Here is a 21,991-nt window from a genome sequence, read left to right as displayed (position 1 = left end):
TGCCCCGCGAAGAGGCCAGCAACGCCAATCACAATGTCAGGGTAAGGCCTTTGACCAGAGCCCCCGGCAAATGACTCGACCCGGTACTGCGCTGTCCATAGGTACTGGTGGAAAGGATCATCTCGCGCTCGCGGGTCAGGTCTTCCAGTTGGTTGCCCAGCAGGCTGTACAGGCTGTCATCGAAGCGCATGGTGCTCACCGGCCCCTGAATCTCACCATTCTCTACCCAGAAGGTGGCAAAGCGGGTCAGGCCGGTCATGCGCGCCGCTGGCAGGTCCGAGTAGTTCAGGTACCACAGGTTGCTGATATACAGCCCGGTGCCAAGCCGTTCGAGGATCGCCTCACTGGCCAGGTTGCCCGGCGCCAGGCTCAAGGCGCAGGGCGACTCGTAGCTGTCGGCGCCATTGGCCTGCAGTGCGAACTCGGCCGCGCTACGCGCGCTGATCAAACGCTGCACGGCCTGGCCTTGGGTGATCAGCGGCACATCGAGGCGCGGTGAACCCTCATCCGAGAACGCCGGGCTCAGCGAGCCGCTGACCTGCTCGTCGAAGCTGACCAGCGGGCTCAAGCGGGCATCGCCGTTGTACAGGCGTTGCAGGGCGCTGTTGCCGGTGGCCAGCGCCTGCGCGGAAAAACCGCCCCAGCACAGCATGCCGGCAATCTCGTCCATGGCCGCAGGCGCCAGGTAGGCGCGGTAGCTGCCCGGCTTCAAGGTAATCGCCGGGCGGCCGAGGAAGGCCAGCTGTTCGCGGGCCTGGCGCAGGCGGGCGGTGAAGTCGTCGGCGTGCCAAACCTGCCCGGCATAGTTGGCTTTCACTGCTTGGCCGTTGCTGTGGAACAGGCTCCAATCCATGTTGAAACTGTTGGCCTGGTGCCAGCCGAAGGCGCCGAACGAGTTGGCGAAACCGCGACAGATCGGCCCGGCGGCATAGATGCCGACCAAGTCCAGGTCGCCGGCTTCACGTTCGATCAGGGCAAGGACCTCATCCAGCTCCGGCAGCGGGTGATCCTGCTGGCTATGGCTGTGCCATGGGGTATCGTCCAGGCGCAGGTAGGGGTCGACCGGCAACAGCGGCAGGGTCTGGCGCAGTTGGCTGAGGGCATCGGCCAGGCGCGTGCGGTCCAGCACGGCATCATCGCCGAGGGTGATCTGCTGCTCGGCCTGGCGGCCGTCACGCATCAGGCGCAATTGCACGCTGGCCTGGCTGACCTCGCCGGCCTGGCGCACCAGGGCGTGGTTGAAGCGGATGAACTGCGACTGTTCGGCGCTGTAACCAAGGGTGAACTGCTCGCCCACCTGAAGGGTATCGCGCAGGGCGCCAAGCAGGGTTTCGAAGCGTTGCTGGGGTGTGGCGCTCATCAGGCGTCGCCTCCGAATACGTCGATCTGGCGGAACACGCAGGCCGGCGAGGCGTGGCCGACCCGTACCACCTGGTTGGGTTCGCCTTTGCCGCAGTTGGGCGTGCCCAGCACCTGGAAGGTGCTGCGGTCGCCGACTGCCGACAGGTTGCGCCAGAACTGCGCCGAGATGCCGCGGTAGTTGGGGTTTTTGACGACGCCCTTGAGTTCGCCGTTCTCGATCAGTTGGCCCCACTCGCAGCCGAACTGGAACTTGTTGCGTGCATCGTCGATGGACCACGAGCGGTTGGTGCGCATCAGGATGCCGTGCTCGATGCCCTTGACCAATTGTGCCAGCGAGCGGTCGCCTGGCTCGATGTTGAGGTTGGCCATGCGGTCGATCGGTGCGCGGTTCCAGCCACAGGCACGGCTGTTGGCCACGCCGTCCAGGCCCGAGCGGAACTGCGACAGGGCGCCGCCCAGCGGGCGCAACAGCAAGCCGTCGCGGATCAGGAATTGCTTGCTGGCCTGGGTGCCGTCATCGTCGTAGCTGTAGCTGGCCAGCTCTTCGCCGATGGTCGGGTCGAAGGTCACGTTGAGCAGCGCCGAGCCGTATTGCAGGTGGCCGAAGTCGCTGGCTTTGACGAAGCTGGTGCCGGCGTAGTTGCGCTCGTCGCCGAGAATGCGGTCCATCTCCAGTGGGTGGCCGATGGACTCGTGAATCTGCAGCATCATCTGGTCGGGCATCAGCAGCAGGTCGTGCGGGCCGCTGGGTGTATTGGGTGCCAGCAACAGTTGCAGCGCTTCGTCGGCGACGCGACTGGCGGCGCTGATCAGGCCACAGCGCTCGACGATCTCGAAACCGCCCTGCTGGCCGAAGTTGTCACGGCCCAGGCTGCGGCTCTGGCTGTCCTGGCCGTCGCTGGCGGTCACGCTCAGGCCTGGGAACAGGAAACGCTGGGCGTGGCGCAGTTCGGCGCCGGCAGAGTTGAGGTAGGTTTGCTCGACTACGCTCATGCCCAGGCCGGCCTGCCAGTCCACCAGGCGGCTGTCCTTGGGCACGCTGGCCGATTCGGCGGCGAGCAGGCCGAGGCAGTCGGCAAGGCTGGGCAAGGGTTGATCGAAGTGGGGCGAAACGTGGTCGTGGCGCGCGCTGGTCACCGGTTGCTCGCGCAGGTCCAGCAGGCTATGCCCGGCGATCTGCCGGGCCAGGGCTTCGGCGCGTTCGAGTGCCTGTTGCAGGCCGTGCTGGGACAGGTCTGCGGTGGCTGCATAAGCCTCCACGCCATTGACCCGCACGGTGAGCATGGCGCCCTCGTCCTGGCTGAAGAACGGTGGCTCGGCCACATTGCGGCGCACCGACAGCGCCTGGTGCGACTGTTTCACATGGCGCAGGGAAAACAACTCCGCCGTGCTGCGCAGCGCGGCGAAGCGCTGGCGCAGCAGGGCGCTGGAATCGAACATGCGGGAACCTCCGAGTCAGTGGTGGCTCCCCCTAGAACCACTCCTCTTGCATGCTCAGGCACGTATCGTCGCGGGCCTCGAGCAATGCCAGCTCATTATGGCAGCCAGGCACTTCCCAGGTGAGGAAATAACGGGCGGCCTGCAGTTTGCCCTGGTAGAAGTCGCGGTCTGCGGCATTGCCCTTGAGCAGGCCAAGTTCAGCGTGGAGGGCTTGCTCCAGCCAGCGCCAACCGATCACGCAATGGCCGAACGCCTTCAGGTACAGGGCCGAGTTGGCCAGGGCGGCATTGACCTTGCCTTGGGCGAGATCGCCCAGCAGGGCGAGGGTGACGGCTTGCAGGCGATTGACCAGTTGCTCCAGTGGCTGGCGCAGGGTGTCGAGGCCGGGGTGGTGGCTGGCGCGCTCGGCCGTGCTGGCGATCAGGCGGATCAGTTGCTTGAGCCCGGCGCCGTTGTGTTGCGCCAGTTTGCGGCCGAGCAGGTCGAGTGACTGGATGCCCTCAGTGCCCTCGTGGATCGGGTTCAGGCGGTTGTCGCGGTAATACTGCTCGACCGGGTATTCGCGGGTGTAGCCGTGCCCGCCGAGGATCTGGATGGCCAGTTCGTTAGCTTTGAGGCAGTACGCCGACGGCCAGGATTTGACGATCGGGGTCAGCAGGTCGAGCAGTGTCTGGGCCTGTTGCCGAGAGCTCTGGTCGTCGGCGGTCTGGGTGTCGTCGAACAGGCGCGCGGCGTACAGGCCCAGGTCGAAGGCGCCTTCCACGTAGGCTTTTTGGGTCAGCAGCATGCGCTTCACGTCGCTGTGCCCAATGATAGGGACGGCGGGGCTCTGCGGGTCCTTGCTGTCTGGCAGGCGCCCCTGCGGCCGTTGGCGGGCGTACTCCAGCGAATACAGGTAGCCGGCATAACCGAGCATCACCGCGCCCATGCCGACGCCGATACGTGCCTCGTTCATCATCTGGAACATGCAGGCCAGGCCCTGGTGCGGCTGGCCGACCAGGTAGCCGACGCACTGGCCGTTGTCACCGAAGTTGAGCGCGGTAGAGGTGGTGCCGCGCCAGCCCATCTTGTGGAACAGGCCGGCCAGCAGCACGTCGTTGCGTTCACTGCGGCTGCCGTCCTGGTTGACCAGGTACTTGGGCACGATGAACAGCGAGATCCCCTTCACGCCGGGCGGTGCGTCCGGCAGCTTGGCAAGGACCATGTGCACGATGTTTTCCGACAGTTCGTGGTCGCCGCCGGAGATGAAGATTTTGTTGCCCTTGAGCCGGTAGCTGCCATCGCCGGCGGGTTCGGCGCGGGTGCGGATATCGGCCAGTGAAGACCCGGCATGCGGTTCGGTCAGGGCCATGGTGCCGAAGTAGCGGCCTTCGATCATCGGCTGCAGGAACAGGCGCTTTTGCTCCTCGCTGCCGAAGCTTTCGATCAGGTTGGCCGCGCCCATGGTCAGGAACGGGTAGGCCGTAGTGCTGGCGTTGGCAGCCTGGAAGTGGGCGAAGCAGGCTTGCGAGACCAGGCTGGGCAGTTGCATGCCGCCGGCTTCGAAGTCGCGGTTGGCGTTGAGAAACCCCGCATCGAGGAAGGCATCGACTGCCGGTTTGACCTCCGGGATCAGCTCGGCGCGGCCGTCCACATAGCGCGGCTCGTTTTCGTCGGCCTTGCGGTTGTGGGGCGCGAAGTACTTTTCGGCGATGGTGCGGGCGGTGGTCAGGGCCGCGTCGAAGGTTTCGCGGCTGTGCTCGGCGAAGCGCGGGCGCTGGGTCAGGGCTTCGGCGTCGAGCACTTCGTAGAGTTCGAAGGCGAGGTTGCGGGGGCTGAGCAGGGTCTCGGGCATCGGGGCGGTCCTTGGGCGGGGTTGGACCGAGTCTAGGATTTAAATAGAGGTGGGAGACAGGTTAATAGGTGCGGGTGATATGGGTTTAGAAGGTGTGGGGGCGGGCAGGCGCTAGCCGTGACGTATTTGCTGGTCCTGAGATCGAGCGCCGCCCGCGCGGCGCATCGCGAGCCAGCTCGCTCCTACATTTGTTTCGGGCCAGTGAGGCCTATGGCATTTGCGCGCGACCGCCTTGTTCGCATGACGCAATATCGAGGCGGGCGCCAAAGGGCCGCGCGCCAATACCTCAGGAATAATTGGCCCGAAACAAATGTAGGAGCGGCCTTGCGTCGCGATGCGCCGCGCGGGCGGCGCTCGATCTCGAGCGCGCCCGAGAAGCCAGTGGCATGCACCTGGTGGCCGTAACACCAAACCCATAAAAAAAAGGAGAGCCTAAGCTCTCCTTCTTCACCAACCGTCAGCTATCAACCAATGGTCATCAAGCTGGCATTACCGCCAGCAGCAGCGGTATTCACACTCACCGCCCGCTCGATCACCAAGCGCTCCAGCGCAATCTGATGATCCCCGCTGGACAACCCGTGCACCCCGACGATCGCCCCGGCGCGCTTGGCCACCTGCTGGCAAACGCCACGCAGCTGGTCCGAGTCACCATGGTGGATCACGGCATCGAACGCCACGTCATCCTTGTTCCAGTCTGCCACCAGCTTGACCTTGCCCTGCAGCTCCTTCGGCAGGCGGCCGCGCAGGCCTTTGCCTGGCTCGCCATCCACCCACACCGCCGAGCTGCCAACGGCCAGCACCGCGGCAAACTGCGCCAGCAGGTCAGCCTCGTTGTCCGCCAGGCACAGCACGTGCTCGCGCGGCAGGATGGTGTAGCTGTTGCGCTCGCCGGTAGGCCCTGGCAGCAGGCGGGCGATGCCGCTCTGCGACTGGCCGGCGAACTGTGTGCACAGCGCGGCCAGGTCGGCCTGTTGGTTGCTCTCGGCCCAGGCCTTGAGACTGTGCAGCGGCTTGATCAACTGCTCGTGCAGGGTGCGGTCCGGCTTGCCTTCGCCATCCTGAAGCTGGAAGTGACGGCCAATCGCGTCAGCCGGGCGGGTCGACAGCAGGCGGTACAGGTACAGCGGGCCACCAGCTTTCGGGCCGGTACCAGACAGGCCTTCACCACCGAACGGCTGCACGCCCACCACCGCACCAACGATGTTGCGGTTGACGTACATGTTGCCGGCGTTGGCGTTCTCCACCACCTTGGCAATGGTCTCGTCGATGCGGGTGTGCACGCCGAGGGTCAGGCCGTAGCCGGAGTTGTTGATCTGCTCGATCAACTGGTCGAGGTTGCGGCGGTTGTAGCGCACCACGTGCAGCACCGGGCCGAAGATCTCGCGCTTGAGCTCATCGAAGCTGTCCAGCTCGATCAGGGTCGGCATGACGAAGGTGCCGCGCTTGACCTCGCCAGCATCGGCGATGGCGACCTGGTACACCGAGCGGCCTTTTTCACGCATGCCCTGGATGTGTTTTTCAATACCCGCCTTGGCTTCGGCGTCAATCACCGGGCCAATGTCCACGGCCAGGCGGTCCGGGTTGCCCAGGCGGTTTTCGGCCATGGCACCCTTGAGCATTTCGATCACGCGGTCGGCAGAATCTTCCTGCAGGCACAGTACGCGCAGGGCCGAGCAACGCTGGCCGGCGCTGTCGAAGGCCGAGGACACCACGTCGATCACCACCTGCTCGGTCAGCGCCGAGGAGTCGACGATCATCGCGTTCTGGCCGCCGGTTTCGGCGATCAGCGGGATCGGCCGGCCCTGGTTGTCCAGGCGCCCGGCGACGTTGCGCTGCAGCAGACGGGCGACTTCGGTGGAGCCGGTGAACATCACGCCTTTGACGCGCTCGTCACCGACCAGGCCAGCACCCACGGTCTCGCCACGGCCTGGCAGCAGTTGCAGGACGCCTTCGGGAATGCCGGCCTCAAGCAGCAGGCGCACGGCCTGGGCCGCGATCAGCGGGGTCTGTTCGGCAGGCTTGGCCAAGACCGGGTTACCGGCCGCCAGGGCAGCGGCCACCTGGCCGGTGAAGATCGCCAGTGGGAAGTTCCACGGGCTGATGCAGACCACCGGGCCCAGCGGGCGGTGGGCGTCGTTGCTGAAGTCGTTGCGTGCCTGCACCGCGTAGTAGCGCAGGAAGTCCACGGCCTCGCGCACTTCGGCGATGGCGTTGGCGAAGGTCTTGCCGGCTTCGCGGATGAGCAGGCCCATCAGCGGCTGGATCTCGGCTTCCATCAGGTCGGCGGTGCGCTCCAGGATCGCAGCGCGCTCGGCGGGCGGGGTGGCCTGCCAGATCGGCGCGGCATTGAGTGCGCACTGGATGGCGTTGTCGACGTCGGCAACGGTGGCTTCCTGAACATGGCCGACCACGTCGCGGTGGTCTGCCGGGTTCAGTACCGGTGCTACGGCTGCTTCACTGGCGGCGCAGGCCAGCAGCGGGGTGGCTTTCCAGTCGTTATGGGCGGTGGCCAGCATGGCGCAGGACAGCGACGCCAGGCGGTGTTCGTTGGCCATGTCGATACCGGCCGAGTTGGCCCGCTCGCTGCCATACAGCTCACGCGGCAGCGGAATGCGCGGGTGCGGCAGGCCGAGGCTGCCTTCCTGGGTACCCATGCGCTCGATGCTGGCGACCGGGTCGGCGACCAGTTCCTGGATGGAAATGGAATGGTCGGCAATGCGGTTGACGAACGAGGTGTTGGCGCCGTTTTCCAGCAAGCGGCGGACCAGGTAGGCCAGCAGGGTTTCGTGGGTGCCGACCGGCGCGTACACGCGGCACGGGCGGTTCAGCTTGCCTTCGGAGATCTTGCCGACCACTTGTTCGTACAGTGGCTCGCCCATGCCGTGCAGGCACTGGAACTCGTACTGGCCTGGGTAATAGTTCTGGCCGGCGATGTGGTAGATGGCCGACAGGGTGTGGGCGTTGTGCGTGGCGAACTGCGGGTAGATGGCTTCGGGTACTGCCAGCAGCTTGCGTGCACAGGCAACGTAGGAAACGTCGGTGTACACCTTGCGGGTATAGACTGGGTAGCCTTCCAGGCCTTCAACCTGGGCGCGCTTGATCTCGCTGTCCCAATAGGCGCCTTTCACCAGGCGGATCATCAGGCGGTGGCGGCTGCGCTTGGCCAGGTCGATGACATAGTCGATGACGTACGGGCAGCGCTTCTGGTAGGCCTGGATAACGAAACCAATGCCGTTCCAGCCAGCCAGCGAAGGTTCGAAGCACAGGCGCTCGAGCAGGTCGAGCGACAGCTCCAGGCGGTCGGCCTCTTCGGCGTCGATGTTCAGGCCGATGTCGTATTGCTTGGCCAGCAGGGTCAGCGACAGCAGGCGCGGGTACAGCTCTTCCATCACGCGCTCGTACTGGGCGCGGCTGTAGCGTGGGTGCAGCGCCGACAGCTTGATCGAGATGCCCGGGCCTTCATAGATGCCGCGGCCATGGGAGGCTTTGCCGATCGAGTGGATGGCCTGCTCGTAGGACGCCAGGTACTTCTGGGCGTCGTGCTCGGTCAGTGCAGCTTCGCCGAGCATGTCGTAGGAATAACGGAAACCCTTGGCCTCGAAACGGCTGGCGTTGGCCAGGGCTTCAGCGATGGTTTCGCCGGTGACAAACTGCTCGCCCATCAGGCGCATCGCCATGTCGACGCCCTTGCGGATCATCGGCTCGCCGCTTTTGCCGATGATGCGGGTAAGCGACGAGGTCAGGCCAGACTCATTATGGGTAGACACCAGCTTGCCGGTCAGCAACAGCCCCCAGGTGGCGGCGTTGACGAACAGTGACGGGCTGTTGCCCAGGTGCGGCTGCCAGTTGCCGTTGCTGATCTTGTCGCGGATCAGCGCGTCACGGGTGCCTTTGTCGGGGATGCGCAGCAAGGCTTCGGCCAGGCACATCAGCGCCACGCCTTCCTGGGACGACAGCGAGAACTCTTGCAGCAGCCCTTGGACGATGCCGGCACGCCCGCCTGCGCTCTTCTGGTTGCGCAGTTTCTCGGCGATGCCGGCGGCCAGTTTGTTGGTGGCCTCTGCCAGCGGCGCACTCAGGCGAGCCTGCTCCAGCAGCATCGGGATGACTTCCTGCTCGGGGCGGCGATAGGCGGCAGTGATGGCCGAACGCAGGACCGATTGCGGCAGGATGCTCTCGGCGAACTCAAGGAAGCACTGGTGAGCATGGTCGGGCTGGATTTCGCCCGCGTCGTCGGCCAGGTTGCTGGCCTGACCGTTCAGTTCGGTCAGGGTGGCGCCACCCTCGAGCTTCTCCAGGTAGTTGAAGATCGCTTGCTTGATCAACCAGTGCGGCGTGCGGTCGATGGACTGCGCAGCTGCTTTGAGTCGCTCACGGGTAGGGTCATCAAGTTTGACCCCAAGGGTGGTCGTCGCCATTTCTTATCCTCGTTATTGCCACGGTTGTGGCCTAAGCTGACGCCAAGAGTATCTGTAGGGCAATTCGGGTGCAACCAGGTGCAACCCGTTTTTTTGGCAGAAAAGGTGCAACTCGTCCGGCGAACATTCCTACACGTAATAAAGGGTTGTTTATGGTGCGTTTTAATCTGAAAAACGCGGTTTTTGCTCCAAAAAGGAGCAAAAAGTAGGCAATAACTGAAAATGCATAAGTAGGTGCAACTACAGGAAGAAAAATGGTTGCACCTCGTTTGTGTTGTTGCATAGGATTCGTCGCCTGGGTGCAACCACCTCGTTGTGGTTGTGCATGAAATAAAAACAAACGCCAGGGCACACGCATGGGCAATCCACTAACGATCACCTTCGTGATCTACATCGCGGCAATGGTGCTGATCGGCTTCGCCGCCTATCGCGCCACCAATAACCTTTCCGACTACATCCTTGGCGGGCGCAGCTTGGGCAGTGTGGTTACCGCGCTTTCCGCCGGTGCCTCCGACATGAGCGGCTGGCTGTTGATGGGCCTGCCGGGCGCCATCTACTTCTCGGGCCTTTCCGAAGCCTGGATCGCCATCGGCCTGACCGTTGGTGCCTACCTGAACTGGCTGTTCGTTGCCGGCCGCCTGCGGGTGCAGACCGAGCACAACGGCGATGCACTGACGCTGCCGGACTACTTCGCCAGCCGTTTCGAAGACCAAAGCGGCCTGCTGCGGATCATCTCGGCCATCGTCATCCTGGTGTTCTTCACCATCTATTGCGCCTCTGGCATCGTGGCCGGTGCTCGTTTGTTCGAAAGCACGTTCGGCATGCCGTATGAAACCGCGCTGTGGGCCGGTGCTGCGGCGACCATCGCCTACACCTTCGTCGGTGGCTTCCTGGCGGTGAGCTGGACCGATACCGTGCAGGCATCGCTGATGATCTTCGCGCTGATCCTTACCCCGATCATCGTGCTGATCTCCACCGGTGGCGTCGACACCACCTTCCTGGCCATCGAGGCGCAGAACCCGGCCAACTTCGACATGCTCAAAGGTGCAACCTTCGTCGGCATCATCTCGCTGATGGGCTGGGGCCTGGGTTACTTCGGGCAGCCGCACATCCTGGCGCGCTTCATGGCCGCCGATTCGGTCAAGTCGATCGCCAAGGCACGCCGCATCTCCATGACCTGGATGATCCTGTGCCTGGCTGGCACCTGCGCCGTGGGCTTCTTCGGCATCGCCTACTTCTCGGCGCACCCTGACCTGGCAGGCCCGGTCACCGAGAACCGCGAGCGCGTGTTCATCGAGCTGGCGAAGATCCTGTTCAACCCATGGATCGCCGGTGTGCTGCTGTCGGCCATCCTGGCGGCGGTGATGAGCACCCTGAGCTGCCAGTTGCTGGTTTGCTCCAGTGCCTTGACCGAAGACTTCTATAAAGCCTTCCTGCGCAAGAATGCCTCGCAGCGCGAGCTGGTCTGGGTTGGCCGCCTGATGGTGCTGGCCGTGGCGCTGATCGCCATCGCCATGGCAGCCGACCCGGACAACCGTGTACTGGGCCTGGTGGCTTATGCCTGGGCAGGCTTCGGTGCTGCCTTTGGTCCGGTGGTGCTGATCTCGGTGCTGTGGAAGGGCATGACCCGTAACGGTGCCCTGGCCGGTATCGTGGTGGGTGCGCTGACCGTGATCGTGTGGAAGCAGATCGATGTCTGGGGCCTGTACGAAATCATCCCGGGCTTCCTGTTGGGCAGCATCGCCATCATTCTGGTGAGCAAGCTGGGCAGCCCATCGCAAGCGATGGTGCAGCGCTTCGAGACGGCCGACGCGGCGTATCACGCCGACAAGTAATACCTGTTGAATGAGCGGTGCCTGCTTCGCGGGCGCCGCTGATCGACAGCCAGGCCTGACTCCGCCTGCAAGGCAAGGTAAACTTGCCACCCCCGCAGGAGTTGCCATGAATTATCGTCACGCCTTCCACGCCGGCAACCACGCCGACGTCCTCAAGCACATCGTGCTGACCCGCCTCATCGCCCTGATGTCGCGCAAGGAGCAGCCGTTCGCCTATATCGACACCCACGCAGGCCTTGGACTGTATGACTTGCAGGGCGACCAGGCGACCCGCACCGGTGAATACCTCGAGGGCGTTGCCCGGCTGTGGAATCGCGACGACCTGCCGGCCATGGCCGGCGATTACCTGCGCATCATCAAGCGGCTCAATGCCGATGGCGAACTGCGTTACTACCCAGGCTCGCCAGAGCTCGCCCGCCGCCTGATGCGTCAGCAGGACCGCGCCCTGCTCAACGAGAAGCACCCCGAAGACGGGCCGCTGCTCAAAGAGAACATGAAGAAGGACCCGCGCGTATTCGTGCACCTGGGCGAGGGCTGGCATGTGCCGCGTGCCCTGCTGCCGGTGCAGGAAAAACGCGCGATCATGCTGATCGACCCGCCGTTCGAGCAGGCCGATGAGCTCAAGCGCTGCACCAACTCGATGAAAGAGGCAATCGGGCGCATGCGCCAGACTGTCGCGGCCATCTGGTACCCGATCAAGGATCAGCGCTCGCTGACCCGCTTTTATCAGGACCTGACCAGCACCGGCGCGCCCAAGCTGTTGCGTGTCGAGTTGTACGTGCACCACCAGGACAGCCCGCAGGGGCTCAATGGCTCTGGCCTGGCCATTGCCAACCCGCCGTGGGGGCTGGAAGAAGAGCTCCACGAGCTGCTGCCGTGGTTGGCCAAAGAGCTGGCGCAAACCGCTGGCAGCTACCGGATGGACTGGCTGATCGCCGAATAACCAGGCGCCTACAAGGGGCGGTGTGTCCTTGTTGTTTGCGTTATAATCCCGCCCTTTAGCCGCCATCCGCCCACAAGGCCGCTGGCGCATCTCTACCGAATGAAGAGGCTAATCCCTTGGCATTGACGATTCTTGGCCTGTCCGGCGCCCTTAGCCATGACCCTTCCGCGGCCCTGTACATTGACGGCAAGCTGATTGCCGCCGCCGAAGAAGAGCGCTTCGTGCGTGACAAGCATGCGAAGAACCGCATGCCCTACGAGTCGGCGAAGTTCTGCCTGGAGCAGGCGGGCATCAAACCGTCCGACGTCGACGTGGTAGCCATTCCGTTTGCCCCGATCAGCCTGTTCGGCAAAGCCCGCTGGCACTATGCCAAGCGTTACTGGTACGCCCCGGACCGCGCCCTCGACGCGATCCTGATGGGCAACCGCCGCTACAAGCGCTACCGCAAGAAGATCGTCTGGTGCCTGGAGCAATTGGGTTTCGACCCGAAAAAGGTCAAGATCGAGCCGGTCGAGCACCACCTGGCCCACGCCTCCAGCGCCTACCACTGCTCGGGCTTCAAGGAAAAAACCGCGATCCTCGGCATCGACGGTAAGGGCGAGTACGCCACCACCTTCTTCGGCTACGGCGAAAACGGCAAGATCCACAAGATCAAGGAGTTCTTCGATCCGGACTCCCTGGGCGGCCTGTATGGCGCGATCACCGAGTTCCTCGGTTTCGAGATGCTCGACGGCGAGTTCAAGGTCATGGGCATGGCGCCGTACGGCGATGCCAGCAAGTATGACTTCTCGCGCCTGGCCAGCTTCGAGAACGGCGAGTTGGTGATCAACACCGAATACGCCAACGTCATCGGCCTGCGCCGCTATAAAGAGAAGGGCAAGGGCTTCTACTTCTCGCCGAAGCTGATCGAATGGCTGGGCCCCAAGCGCGAAGGCGACATTGCCGACGAGCCGTACATCCACTACGCAGCCAGCATGCAGGCGCTGTTCGAAAAGCTGGCCCTGCAGATGATCGACCATTACCTGGGCGACACCTTGAAGCAGACTGGCAAGCTGGCTTTCGCCGGCGGCTGCGCGCTGAACGTCAAGCTCAACCAGAAGATCATCGCCCGCCCGGATGTGAAGGAGCTGTTCGTCCAGCCGGCATCCGGTGACGCCGGTACTGCGGTGGGTGCTGCTGCTTATGTTTCCCACGCCCGTGGCGTGCCGGTCGAGAAGATGGAGCACGTCTACCTTGGCCCGTCGTACTCCAACGAGGACGTGATCGCCGCCTGCGCCCGTCACCCGGACCAGCCGAAGTGGCGCAAGCTCGACAACATGCCAGAGCAGATCGCCAAAATCATGGTCGACGGCAACCCGGTGGCCTGGTTCCAGGGCCGCATGGAGTTCGGCCCACGCGCCCTGGGCGGTCGTTCGATCATCGGTTGCCCGAGCGTCGAAGGCGTGGCTGACCGCATCAACCACCAGATCAAGTTCCGCGAGCGCTGGAGGCCTTTCTGCCCGTCGATGCTCGACACCGTCGCGCCGCAGATGATCAAGGTCGACCACCCGGCGCCCTTCATGACCTTCACCTTCGAAGTGGCTGAAGAGTGGAAAACCCGTGTGCCGGAAGTGGTCCACGAGGACGGCACTTCGCGTGCCCAGGTGCTGAAGCGCGAGTACAACCCGCGCTACTACGACATGATGAAGGCGCTGGAAAACCTGACCGGCAACGGCGTCTCGCTGAACACCTCGTTGAACCGCCGTGGTGAACCGATGATCTGCTCGCCGACCGATGCCTTGAACATGTTCTTTGGCTCGGACCTGCAGTACCTGATCATGGAAGACATCCTGGTAGTGAAGGACGGCGCGGCCGCGTATGACCAGCCGCTCTGAACCGCGCATCCTGCAGTTCTGCCATGGCTATGACGGGCCGTTCCTGGACTGTGCCCGTCAGTACGCCAGCCTGTTTCAGGGGCGTGGCTACCAGGTCACCACGGTATTTCTCACCGGCGCCGCCGACCCGCAGGTTGCGGCGGGCTGCGCGTCGGACGAGGTGCTGTTTCTGGAGTTCAGCTCCAAGGCTGTGCGTGGCCTGAAGCTAGGCGCCATCCGCGCCTTGCGGCGGATTGCTGCCGAGCGCAATTTCAGTTTCTGCATCGCCCACCGGTTCAAGCCGATCTATGTGGCATTGCTGGGTACCGGCCTACCGGTAATCGGCGTGCACCATGCCTTTGGCGACTATCAGCGCAAGGGGCGGCGGCTGTTTGCCAACCTGTTCAGCAAGCGCCTGAGCCTGCTGGGTGTTTCGGATGCGGTGCGTGACGACATGCGCCGTTGCCTGCCGCAGTGGCCGGCCGAACGCATCCAGACCCTGTACAACCGTATCGATATCCAGGCCCTGCAAGCGGCATTGGTGCCGCGTGAAGCGGCGCGCCAGGCTCTTGGCCTGGACCCTCAGGCGTGGATTGTCGGCAATGTCGGGCGCCTGCACCCGGACAAGGACCAGGCCACGCTGCTGCGTGGTTTTGCCGAAGCGCTGCCGGGGCTTCCCGCAGGCGCGCGCCTGGCGATTCTGGGTAAAGGCCGCCTCGAAGCCCAACTCAAGGCATTGGCGGCCGAGCTCGGCATTGCCGGCCAGGTGGATTTCCTCGGCCAGGTGCCGGACGCGCGGCGCTATTTCAAGGCGTTCGATGTGTTTGCCCTGAGTTCCGATCATGAGCCGTTCGGCATGGTCCTGCTCGAAGCCATGGTCGCGGGCGTACCACTGCTGGCCACGGCCTGTGGTGGGGCACGCGAAGTGGTCGAGGGTGTGGGTGTGCTGTTCCCCCTTGGCGATAATGCGCAGCTGGCTCAAGGCCTGAAGCACATGGCCGCGCTAGACGACCAGCAGCGCGAGGCGTGCGCCGAGCACATGCTGCAACGCCTGCACCAGCGCTTCTCTGACTCGGCGGTACGCGAAGCCTTCTGGCAACTGCCGCAGGTGCGTGCCTTGGTGGCGAAGGCGTGATGCTTAATCGTATTCAAGCCTTCCGCGAGCGCGGCTGGCAAGTCATCGACGCCAAGGCGTATGCCGAGGCTTGGGCGCGGTTTGGTGGCAGCGTTGCCACCCATCCGCGGGTGGTCGAGCAGTTGGCTGAGCTGGCGCAGATCCCCGTGCGCTACCTGGGTTGGCTGCAAGACGGCGAGTTGAAAGCGGCGATTCCGACTTGGGGGCGCCACCTGGCGCTGTCCAAGGACGTGCTCAAGCGCGCGGGCAAGAAGGGCCTGTTCGACCTGGGCAATGCCGAGATCATCCTGCCGGCCGCCGCCGATGCCAGCGCGCCGCTGCGCCATGCCGCGCGTTACCTGTCCGAGCTGAATCAGGGTCGTTTTACCGGCCTCAAGGCACAGACCGAGCAGTTGGCCATGGCCCGCGCTCATGAAGACCTGTCTAAGAAGTTCCGCTACAACCAGCGCCGCGAGTTGCGCCTGCTGGAAGAGGCGGGCGGGGTGGTGCGGCCGATTAGTGACTTCGACGCCGGCCAGATAGCCGCCATGTACCGTGACCTCTTCCAGCGCCGCTGGGGCTTCCCGGCTACCGGCGCCGAGCGCCTGGCCGAGGTGCTCGAGCGTTTACGCGAGCTGCTGATCGGTTCGGTGCTGCTGCTGGACGACAAACCGATCGCGATTCAGCTGGTGTACCGGGTCGAAGCGCCCGAGTGGATCAGCGTCGAGTACGTCAACGGCGGCGTCGACCCCGAGACCAAGGCATTCAGCCCCGGTAGCGTGCTGAGCTTCCTCAACACCCAGGCAGCCTGGGAAGACGCCCGCGCACGTAACAAGCCACTGCGGTTCTCGTTCGGCCGTGCCGACCGCGAGTACAAGGATCGCTGGTGCAACCCCGTGCCGGTGTTCCAGGCGTGAGCCGCAAGCAGCAATTGCTCAAGCACCATCGGCGCAACAAGCGCCTGGGCCTGCTTGCCGGCCTGGTCGCACTGATCGCGCTGGGGGTACTGGCCTGGTGGTGGCTGCCGCTCTTGCTGCTGCCGTTGGTCTGGGCCGCCCATGAGGCCTGGTTCGCCGATCACTTGTTCTACGCACCCGGCGAGGATTACGCCTACAACTTCGGTGAGCAAACCCGCGCGGCGGCGGTCAGCCTGCAGGGTGGGCTGCTGCAGGCCGATGTGACACTGCAAGGTGACGAGACCCTCGTCCTGGAACTGCGGATAAAGAGCACCTGGCTGGGGCGCTTTCTCGACCCGCGGGTGGAGCTTTCTGCGGATGCGCTGAGTGATCGGCAAACCTTCGAGCGCGGCGTCAACGGGGTGCGCTTCCTGAACCTGACCGGCATGGCCTTGCCGCTCAAGGCCGGCACGCTGCGTGTGCGTGGCCGCCATTGCCAGCTGCAGGGCGAACCGCGCCTGTGGATAACCCCCAGCGTCGAGTTGCAGCGCCGCCGCGTCATGGTGATTGCGCCGCATGCCGATGATGCCGAGCTGGCGGCTTATGGGCTGTACAGCCAGGCTGACGAAACCTGGGTGGTCACCCTGACTGCCGGCGAGATCGAAGCCGAGCACTATCAGAAAATGGGCCTGGGCAAGGCCCAGGCGGCACGCCTGAAAGGGCGCTTGCGCGCCTGGGACAGCATTGCCGTGCCGCGCTGGGCTGGCGTGCCGCAATCGCGCTGCGTGCAGTTGGGCTACTTCTGCCTGCAACTGCCCGCCATGCAGGCCGCGCCAGATGTACCGGCGGCTTCACGCGAAGCCGACATGGCTGATATCCGCCCGTTCCGCCAGTTCAATCCGTTCCCGCTGCCGGCCGACAATGACGGTGCGCCGACCTGGCACAACCTGCTGGCCGACCTGCGTGCGCTGTTGGCAATGGCCAAGCCCGAGGTGCTGGTCATGCCGCACCCGCAACTCGACCCGCACCCCGATCATGTCTGTGCCCAGGCGGCCGTGCTGGAAGCCCTGCAAGGCCTAGCGTGGCAGCCGCAAACGCTGCTGTGCTACGCCAACCACCTGCATGACAACGACCGCTGGCCGATGGGTGACAGCGGCGACGGTGTGGCCTTGCCACCACAACTGAGTGCCGAGCAGCCGTGGGCACCGTGCTCGCTGGTGCTGGACGTGCCGACCCAGCACGACAAAGCCATGGCCCTGGGCATGATGCACGACCTGCAGCCTCCCGCGCCGTTCAAACGCCGCCTGCGGCGGTTGTTGCAACGCTGGCTTGCCGGGCGCAGGCCGTCGCCCTATGGCGAAAACGAATTCTTCCGCAAGGCTGTGCGCCGGCATGAACTGTTCTGGCGCCGTGAGCTGTAAACAATGCCCATGGTTGACCGCGATGGCGCAGCGCGCCCAAGGAAAGCAATGAAAGTCTTATTTCTGGTGCAGAAGGAACAGCGGGCGATCCTCGACCGCCTGTACGATGGCGTCGCGGCCAACTGCGAATGTGACCTGCGCTGGCTGACCAGTGAAGACCAGCGTAACCTGCGCCGCTACTTCAAGCGTGAAGTGCAGGTGGAGCGTTACGACCGCATCGTGTTCTTCCTGCGCTTCAAGCAGGAAATCCGCCAAGTGGCGTTCATCCAGACGGTGCCAAACCTGGTCATCCTCGAACATGACGCCTACCAGAACTACATCCCCTGCAAGTACACCGGCAAGTTCAGCGCGCATTACCGCAAACTGCCGTGGGCGCGGGTGATCAGTTCGGGCTACATGGTCAGCGAGCGCCTGCGCCAGGAAGGCTTTGACGCGGTATTCGTGCCCAAGGGCTACGATGAGCAGCTGCTGACCGACCAGGAACGTGAGCGCGATATCGACCTGGCGTTCGTCGGCAGTACCAACAGCGTTGCCTACAGCGGGCGCAAGGCGCTGCTGGACGAGTTGGGGCGGGTCGAGAACCTGGTGGTGACCCGCACCAAGTCGGGTGAGGACTATTGCAACACGCTCAACCGTATTCGTTTCTTCGTCAGTGCCGATGTCGGCATGGGCGAGTACATGATCAAGAACTTCGAGGCCATGGCCTGTGGCTGTGTGTTGCTGGCGTTCGACCAGGGCGAGGAAGAAAACCGCGCCCTGGGCCTGCAGGACATGCACAACGTGGTGTTCTATGACAGCATCCCGACCCTCCAGGAAAAGCTGCGCAGTTTGCGCGCCGACCCTGCGCTGGCCCAGCGGATTGCTGAAAATGGCCGCCATCTGGCGGTTTCTCGTTTCAGTTTCGGTGAAGTTGGACGTAGCATCGTCGACCACATGCGCCCTGCGCTCAGGCCTCATCCGCCGTTGTCTGCCTGGCAGCGGCTACGTCTGAAACTGGGCATTTAATAAAGCACTTTCGTGCCTACGGAGCGGGTGCTGGAAGTCGATTGTCGCAATGCGGAGGGAGTCCGGTGCGCTTTTCAAATGAGAGTGATGTCACGCTGGTCGTGACCAGCTGTGGGCGGTTCGATCTGCTCAAAGACACCCTTGAGAGTTTCGATCGCTACAACACCGCGCCCATTCGCGAAGTCTTCATCACCGAAGATTCCGGTGACGATGCCGTGCATGGGGCAGTGCCAGAGCACTGGAAACCGCATTGCAAGGTGTTCGTCAATCGGCCGAAGCTGGGCCAGCTGCCGTCGATCGACCTGGCTTACAGCCACGTCAAGACGCCTTACATCTTCCATTGCGAGGATGACTGGCATTTCTACCGGCAGGGCTTTGTCGAAGATTCCCGGGCGATCCTGGAGGTCAGCCCCAACCTGCTGCAGGTCTGGCTGCGCAGCCATGCCCATGACCTGTCCGTGCACAGCCCTTACATCCACCTGGGCGACCGTCAGGTGATCGCGGGCGTGCCTTGCTACCCACTGCTTTCCGAAAAAGCGGAGTGGCAAGCGTTTTCGCTCAACCCCGGCCTGCGTCGTTTGAGCGATTATCAGCGCTGTGCACCATTTGCCGCCTATGCTGGAGAAAAGGCGCTTTCCCGTCGTTATGCTGAGTTAAATCTGACAGCGGTCACCTTGGAGGGTGATGCAGTATTGCACACAGGATTTGGTAATCACGTGACCTTGCCCATAGAAGTGGAGCGCAAGGCCAAACGTCGTCAACGTGATCGGATAAAGCTGGCATTGACGCTGGTGGCAGGTGCCGTGATCGGCATGGGTATCACCATTTTTGTTCAATGAAGTCGCAGTCCCACCTGACTTTGAGCGGGAGAGGGGCGCTAACCCCATGAACATCGTCAATATGATGTGGGCAGGCGGTTCGCCGTACATGTCCATCCACAAGGTTCACCGACAGGTGCTGTCCCACGCCGGGCCCGATGCCAGGATCAGCAACTGGCTGCTGTTGGGCAGCGGGCTGTGCTGTGGGCTCGGCTCGACCCGGGAGTGGCACATGCCGCCGCGTGCGCTCAAGGGCCGGCACCTGTGGCGCCTGCTGCGGCCGTGGCTGCGCATGCGCCTGCGCAAGGCGCTGGCCGAGGCCCAGGCCGAGATCGTGCTGCTCGACGGTGTCGGCGTGGCAAGGCTGGTGCTGCCGCTGCTGCAGCAGATTCCCGAGGTGCGTGCCAAGGTACTGTTCCACGGCAAGACGCGCCTGACGGCGAGTGATATCCGCCTGTTGCGGGCATTGCCCGCCGAGCGCTTGAGCATCGCAGCGGTTTCGCACACGCTTGCCGAAGCCCTGGAGCACGACCTTGGGCGGCCGGTACAGACCCTGCGCATGGCCCTCGACCCTCGGGCCTTCGTCGAAACGCTGTTGAGCCGCGAGCAGGCCAGGCAGGCACTGGCGTTGCGGCCAGGCAGCGGCCAGGTGCTCGGTGCGGTGGGGCGGCTGGTCGAAAGCAAGGGCTTTGAAATGCTGATCGAGGCGTTTGCCAAGGCCGTTGTCGACAAGCCCGACCTGCAGATGGCAATCATTGGTGAAGGCCCTCTGCATGCCGTGCTGCAAGCGCGCATCGACGAACTGGGCCTGGCCGGGCAGGTCCATCTGTGCGGCCATCGTGAAGACCTGCAGCGGCTGTACCGGGCATTTGACTGGCTACTGGTGCCTTCGCGTTCGGAGGGCCTGGGGCTGGTGGTGCAAGAGGCGGTGATGGCCGACGTGCCGGTGGTGTGCAGTGACCTGCTGGTGTTCCGTGAGCAGTTGCTGGACACCGGTGGCTACCTGCCCATTGCCGATGAGCATGCCTGGGCCGAGGCGATAGCGCGCTGCAGCCTGCCAGACGCCGCAGCCGTGGCCGCCCGACAACGCCAGGCACTGGCGCCGGAGCAGGCCTGGCAAGCCTTCCAGAATGGCTCGCAAAACCTGCTGCGAGGTTGACCCTCAGCGGGCCAGCAGGGCTGCCTCGAAGTCGGCGAGGGGGAACTGGTCACCCAGGTTCTCCCGCTCGATGTAGCGCACCATGTGCTGCACGTTGCGACGAATCATGCGGGCAGATAACGGCGGGCGCAGGAACCGCATGTCGGCCACATCAATCAACCCCAGGCGCTGATCGGGGGTGACCACGACATTGCCCAGGTGCAGTGAGCGGAAGTAGACACCCGCGCGGTGCAACTGGCGTATGAGTTCGATCAATCGCGGCAGATAGGTGTCCCAGCTGAAGTCGGCGTCGCGCGACATCTGCAGCAGGGTCCGCCCGGGCAGCGGGCGATACAGCACCGCGGTTCTGCCGGGCAGGTCGAGTTTGTGCTGGCTGATCACCTCGAGGGTGGGAATGCCCAATTGCGCCAGTCGCGCGGCGTTGTCGACGAAGCGCTGCGAGTAGGGGCGCAACAGGGCAGATGAAATCAATCGTTTACGGCGAAAAACCTTAAGGAAATTACCATCCTTGAGCAGGTAGACTTTGGCGCCATGGCTGTCTGCCTCTAGCACCTGTGCGCCTAGTGTCAGCTGATCGAAGTCGATCTGGGTGAGCCGGGAGCATTGCATGAATAGAGCCTTGTCGTCTGGCGAGCAAAATGACCGGCAATAATGCCGAAAATAATGCGGTAGCACCATGGATGGTGTCTTTGATTCATCGGGGGAAAAGGATGTTGTATGAAAAACGCTGGGCTCGGGCCTGGTTAGGTTTGGGTCTGGTCTGGTTCCTGGCGGCAATTGCATTGGCGCCCAGCAACAAGATCTACCAGCAAGGGCTGGTGTTGTTTTTGTGGTTACCGACGCTCGTGCTGGCGTGGTCTGCCCGGCAGGTGTTTGCCCAGGCCTGGCGGCGTCAGCCGGCATTGTGGGGCAGTATCTTGTTGCTGCTGGCCTGGAGCGGGTTGAGCCTGGCCTGGTCGCCGGCCGAAGAGCCGGGGCGTGAAATCAAGCGCCTGATCTACATTCTGGTCTTCCTGATGGCGTTCCCGTTGCTGGCCCAGCTGGGGCTGGCCCGGATCCGCCAGTTGTTGCTGCTGGGGAGTGGCCTTTTGGCCTTCGCCGCGCTGGTGTCGATCATCAACTTCTACGGGTTGCAGGGCAAATCGCTGCTGGCCCGGCTGGCAGGTATCGGTGAAATTTCACACCCCATCCTGGGTGCCTATGTGGTCGGGGCCGCCGCGCTGTTCCTGTTGTACGAGCCGCCGCAAAAGCGTGGCATGCAGTTGCTGTGGCTGGCGGCGCTGGCCTGCCTGGGCGCGTTTGCAGTGCTCAGCCAGAGCCGCGGGGCGATCCTGGCCCTGGTGATCACGGTGGTGATGGCGCCGCTGTGGTTCCGTGATCGTCACAGCCGGGTGTTCTCGATCCTGGCGGTCATCGCCACGGGCGCTGCGTTCTATGTGATGTACGACCTGATCGCCAAGCGCGGCTCGTCCTACCGGCCGGAGATTTTCCATGCGGTGGTGGACATGATTGCCGCCCATCCTTGGACAGGCCTGGGCCTGGGCGCTGGGTACGATGTGAGCGCAGTCGGCAAGCACTTCGACCATACCCACAACATGTTCACCCACGTTGCGGTGGAAATGGGCCTGCCCGGCATGCTGCTGTGGGTGACCGTGTGGCTGTACACCCTCGGTGAAATCGTCCGGGCCCGTGCCACACTGTTCGGCAAGGTACTCTTGTGCTTCTGGGTCTACTCGACCCTGGCCATGCAGTTCGATGCCGCCAGCCTGACCGGTACGCCGCGTGCGGAGTGGTTCATCAGCTGGTTGCCGGTCGGCCTGGCCATGTTGTTGCCCTGGGGGCGTGCCGAAAATGAAGCCTGTGGTAAAATTTCCGGTTCAACCTGAACAGCGA

Annotated in this window: 16 protein-coding genes; 10 read left to right on the top strand and 6 right to left on the bottom strand. The window is 63.7% G+C overall.

Annotated elements, in window-relative coordinates:
• Positions 1-28: 28 nt before the first annotated feature.
• The 5 genes from PC358_RS19175 to PC358_RS27810 all read right to left on the bottom strand — a co-directional run bounded on the left by PC358_RS19175 (position 29) and on the right by PC358_RS27810 (position 9,412).
• The gene (locus PC358_RS19175; RefSeq protein ID WP_033701863.1) at positions 29-1,360 is read right to left on the bottom strand and encodes a TldD/PmbA family protein; all 1,332 of its coding nucleotides are present in this window, start codon (positions 1,358-1,360) and stop codon (positions 29-31) included.
• Positions 1,360-2,802: a TldD/PmbA family protein gene (locus PC358_RS19170; protein ID WP_033701862.1), complete on the bottom strand. Its 1,443-nt coding sequence runs from the start codon at positions 2,800-2,802 to the stop codon at positions 1,360-1,362. The genes PC358_RS19175 and PC358_RS19170 overlap by 1 nt, the downstream gene beginning before the upstream one ends.
• Before the next feature lie 31 nt (positions 2,803-2,833).
• A complete protein-coding gene (locus PC358_RS19165) occupies positions 2,834-4,636 on the bottom strand; it encodes an acyl-CoA dehydrogenase (protein WP_033701861.1) in 1,803 nt (600 codons plus the stop codon).
• Between the two features lie 464 nt (positions 4,637-5,100).
• On the bottom strand, positions 5,101-9,054 hold the full coding sequence (putA, locus tag PC358_RS19160; RefSeq protein ID WP_033701860.1) for a trifunctional transcriptional regulator/proline dehydrogenase/L-glutamate gamma-semialdehyde dehydrogenase: 3,954 nt from the start codon (positions 9,052-9,054) through the stop codon (positions 5,101-5,103).
• Positions 9,055-9,085: 31 nt separating this feature from the next.
• Positions 9,086-9,412, bottom strand: coding sequence for a hypothetical protein (locus PC358_RS27810; protein ID WP_143500709.1), 327 nt, complete (start codon positions 9,410-9,412; stop codon positions 9,086-9,088).
• On the opposite strand from PC358_RS27810, the gene putP reads away from it, so the two are divergent.
• From putP to PC358_RS19115, 9 genes are all read left to right on the top strand, one after another.
• Positions 9,411-10,889 (top strand): sodium/proline symporter PutP, encoded by a 1,479-nt coding sequence (gene putP / locus PC358_RS19155; RefSeq protein WP_033701859.1) that lies wholly within the window; start codon positions 9,411-9,413, stop codon positions 10,887-10,889. The genes PC358_RS27810 and putP overlap by 2 nt on opposite strands.
• Positions 10,890-10,995: 106 nt before the next feature.
• Positions 10,996-11,832: a 23S rRNA (adenine(2030)-N(6))-methyltransferase RlmJ gene (locus tag PC358_RS19150; protein WP_033701858.1), complete on the top strand. Its 837-nt coding sequence runs from the start codon at positions 10,996-10,998 to the stop codon at positions 11,830-11,832.
• Positions 11,833-11,948: 116 nt separating this feature from the next.
• Positions 11,949-13,706, top strand: coding sequence for a carbamoyltransferase family protein (locus PC358_RS19145; RefSeq protein WP_027592485.1), 1,758 nt, complete (start codon positions 11,949-11,951; stop codon positions 13,704-13,706).
• On the top strand, positions 13,690-14,820 hold the full coding sequence (locus PC358_RS19140; protein ID WP_033701857.1) for a glycosyltransferase: 1,131 nt from the start codon (positions 13,690-13,692) through the stop codon (positions 14,818-14,820). The genes PC358_RS19145 and PC358_RS19140 overlap by 17 nt, the downstream gene beginning before the upstream one ends.
• Positions 14,820-15,716, top strand: coding sequence for an antimicrobial resistance protein Mig-14 (locus PC358_RS19135; protein ID WP_033701856.1), 897 nt, complete (start codon positions 14,820-14,822; stop codon positions 15,714-15,716). Before PC358_RS19140 ends, PC358_RS19135 begins: the two co-directional genes overlap by 1 nt.
• Positions 15,713-17,116, top strand: coding sequence for a PIG-L deacetylase family protein (locus tag PC358_RS19130; RefSeq protein WP_033701855.1), 1,404 nt, complete (start codon positions 15,713-15,715; stop codon positions 17,114-17,116). The genes PC358_RS19135 and PC358_RS19130 overlap by 4 nt, the downstream gene beginning before the upstream one ends.
• Before the next feature lie 48 nt (positions 17,117-17,164).
• Entirely contained in the window at positions 17,165-18,121 is a 957-nt protein-coding gene (locus tag PC358_RS19125; protein ID WP_033701854.1) for a glycosyltransferase family protein, read from the top strand.
• A 65-nt stretch (positions 18,122-18,186) separates the two neighbouring features.
• Positions 18,187-18,960, top strand: a complete 774-nt coding sequence (locus PC358_RS19120) for a glycosyltransferase family 2 protein (protein WP_033701853.1) — start codon at positions 18,187-18,189, stop codon at positions 18,958-18,960.
• A 46-nt stretch (positions 18,961-19,006) separates the two neighbouring features.
• Positions 19,007-20,098: a glycosyltransferase gene (locus PC358_RS19115; RefSeq protein WP_033701852.1), complete on the top strand. Its 1,092-nt coding sequence runs from the start codon at positions 19,007-19,009 to the stop codon at positions 20,096-20,098.
• A gap of 3 nt (positions 20,099-20,101) precedes the next feature.
• On the opposite strand, the gene PC358_RS19110 is transcribed toward PC358_RS19115, so the two are convergent.
• Positions 20,102-20,707, bottom strand: coding sequence for a BUD32 family EKC/KEOPS complex subunit (locus PC358_RS19110; RefSeq protein WP_033701851.1), 606 nt, complete (start codon positions 20,705-20,707; stop codon positions 20,102-20,104).
• 101 nt (positions 20,708-20,808) lie between these two features.
• On the opposite strand from PC358_RS19110, the gene PC358_RS19105 reads away from it, so the two are divergent.
• Positions 20,809-21,984, top strand: a complete 1,176-nt coding sequence (locus PC358_RS19105; protein WP_033701850.1) for an O-antigen ligase family protein — start codon at positions 20,809-20,811, stop codon at positions 21,982-21,984.
• Positions 21,985-21,991: the final 7 nt, after the last annotated feature.

This window comes from Pseudomonas capeferrum (assembly GCF_000731675.1).
GTDB classification, from domain to species: Bacteria; Pseudomonadota; Gammaproteobacteria; order Pseudomonadales; family Pseudomonadaceae; genus Aquipseudomonas; species Aquipseudomonas capeferrum.
This window is presented reverse-complemented; position numbering and strand designations above follow the sequence as displayed.

Bases quoted from the DNA above. Each gene is read 5' to 3' on its own strand.
- PC358_RS19175 (WP_033701863.1), bottom strand. From the start codon at position 1,360: ATGAGCGCCACACCCCAGCAACGCTTCGAAACCCTGCTTGGCGCCCTG.
- PC358_RS19170 (WP_033701862.1), bottom strand. From the start codon at position 2,802: ATGTTCGATTCCAGCGCCCTGCTGCGCCAGCGCTTCGCCGCGCTGCGC.
- PC358_RS19165 (WP_033701861.1), bottom strand. From the start codon at position 4,636: ATGCCCGAGACCCTGCTCAGCCCCCGCAACCTCGCCTTCGAACTCTAC.
- putA (WP_033701860.1), bottom strand. From the start codon at position 9,054: ATGGCGACGACCACCCTTGGGGTCAAACTTGATGACCCTACCCGTGAG.
- putP (WP_033701859.1), top strand. From the start codon at position 9,411: ATGGGCAATCCACTAACGATCACCTTCGTGATCTACATCGCGGCAATG.
- PC358_RS27810 (WP_143500709.1), bottom strand. From the start codon at position 9,412: ATGCGTGTGCCCTGGCGTTTGTTTTTATTTCATGCACAACCACAACGA.
- PC358_RS19150 (WP_033701858.1), top strand. From the start codon at position 10,996: ATGAATTATCGTCACGCCTTCCACGCCGGCAACCACGCCGACGTCCTC.
- PC358_RS19140 (WP_033701857.1), top strand. From the start codon at position 13,690: ATGACCAGCCGCTCTGAACCGCGCATCCTGCAGTTCTGCCATGGCTAT.
- PC358_RS19135 (WP_033701856.1), top strand. From the start codon at position 14,820: ATGCTTAATCGTATTCAAGCCTTCCGCGAGCGCGGCTGGCAAGTCATC.
- PC358_RS19125 (WP_033701854.1), top strand. From the start codon at position 17,165: ATGAAAGTCTTATTTCTGGTGCAGAAGGAACAGCGGGCGATCCTCGAC.
- PC358_RS19115 (WP_033701852.1), top strand. From the start codon at position 19,007: ATGAACATCGTCAATATGATGTGGGCAGGCGGTTCGCCGTACATGTCC.
- PC358_RS19110 (WP_033701851.1), bottom strand. From the start codon at position 20,707: ATGCAATGCTCCCGGCTCACCCAGATCGACTTCGATCAGCTGACACTA.
- PC358_RS19105 (WP_033701850.1), top strand. From the start codon at position 20,809: ATGTTGTATGAAAAACGCTGGGCTCGGGCCTGGTTAGGTTTGGGTCTG.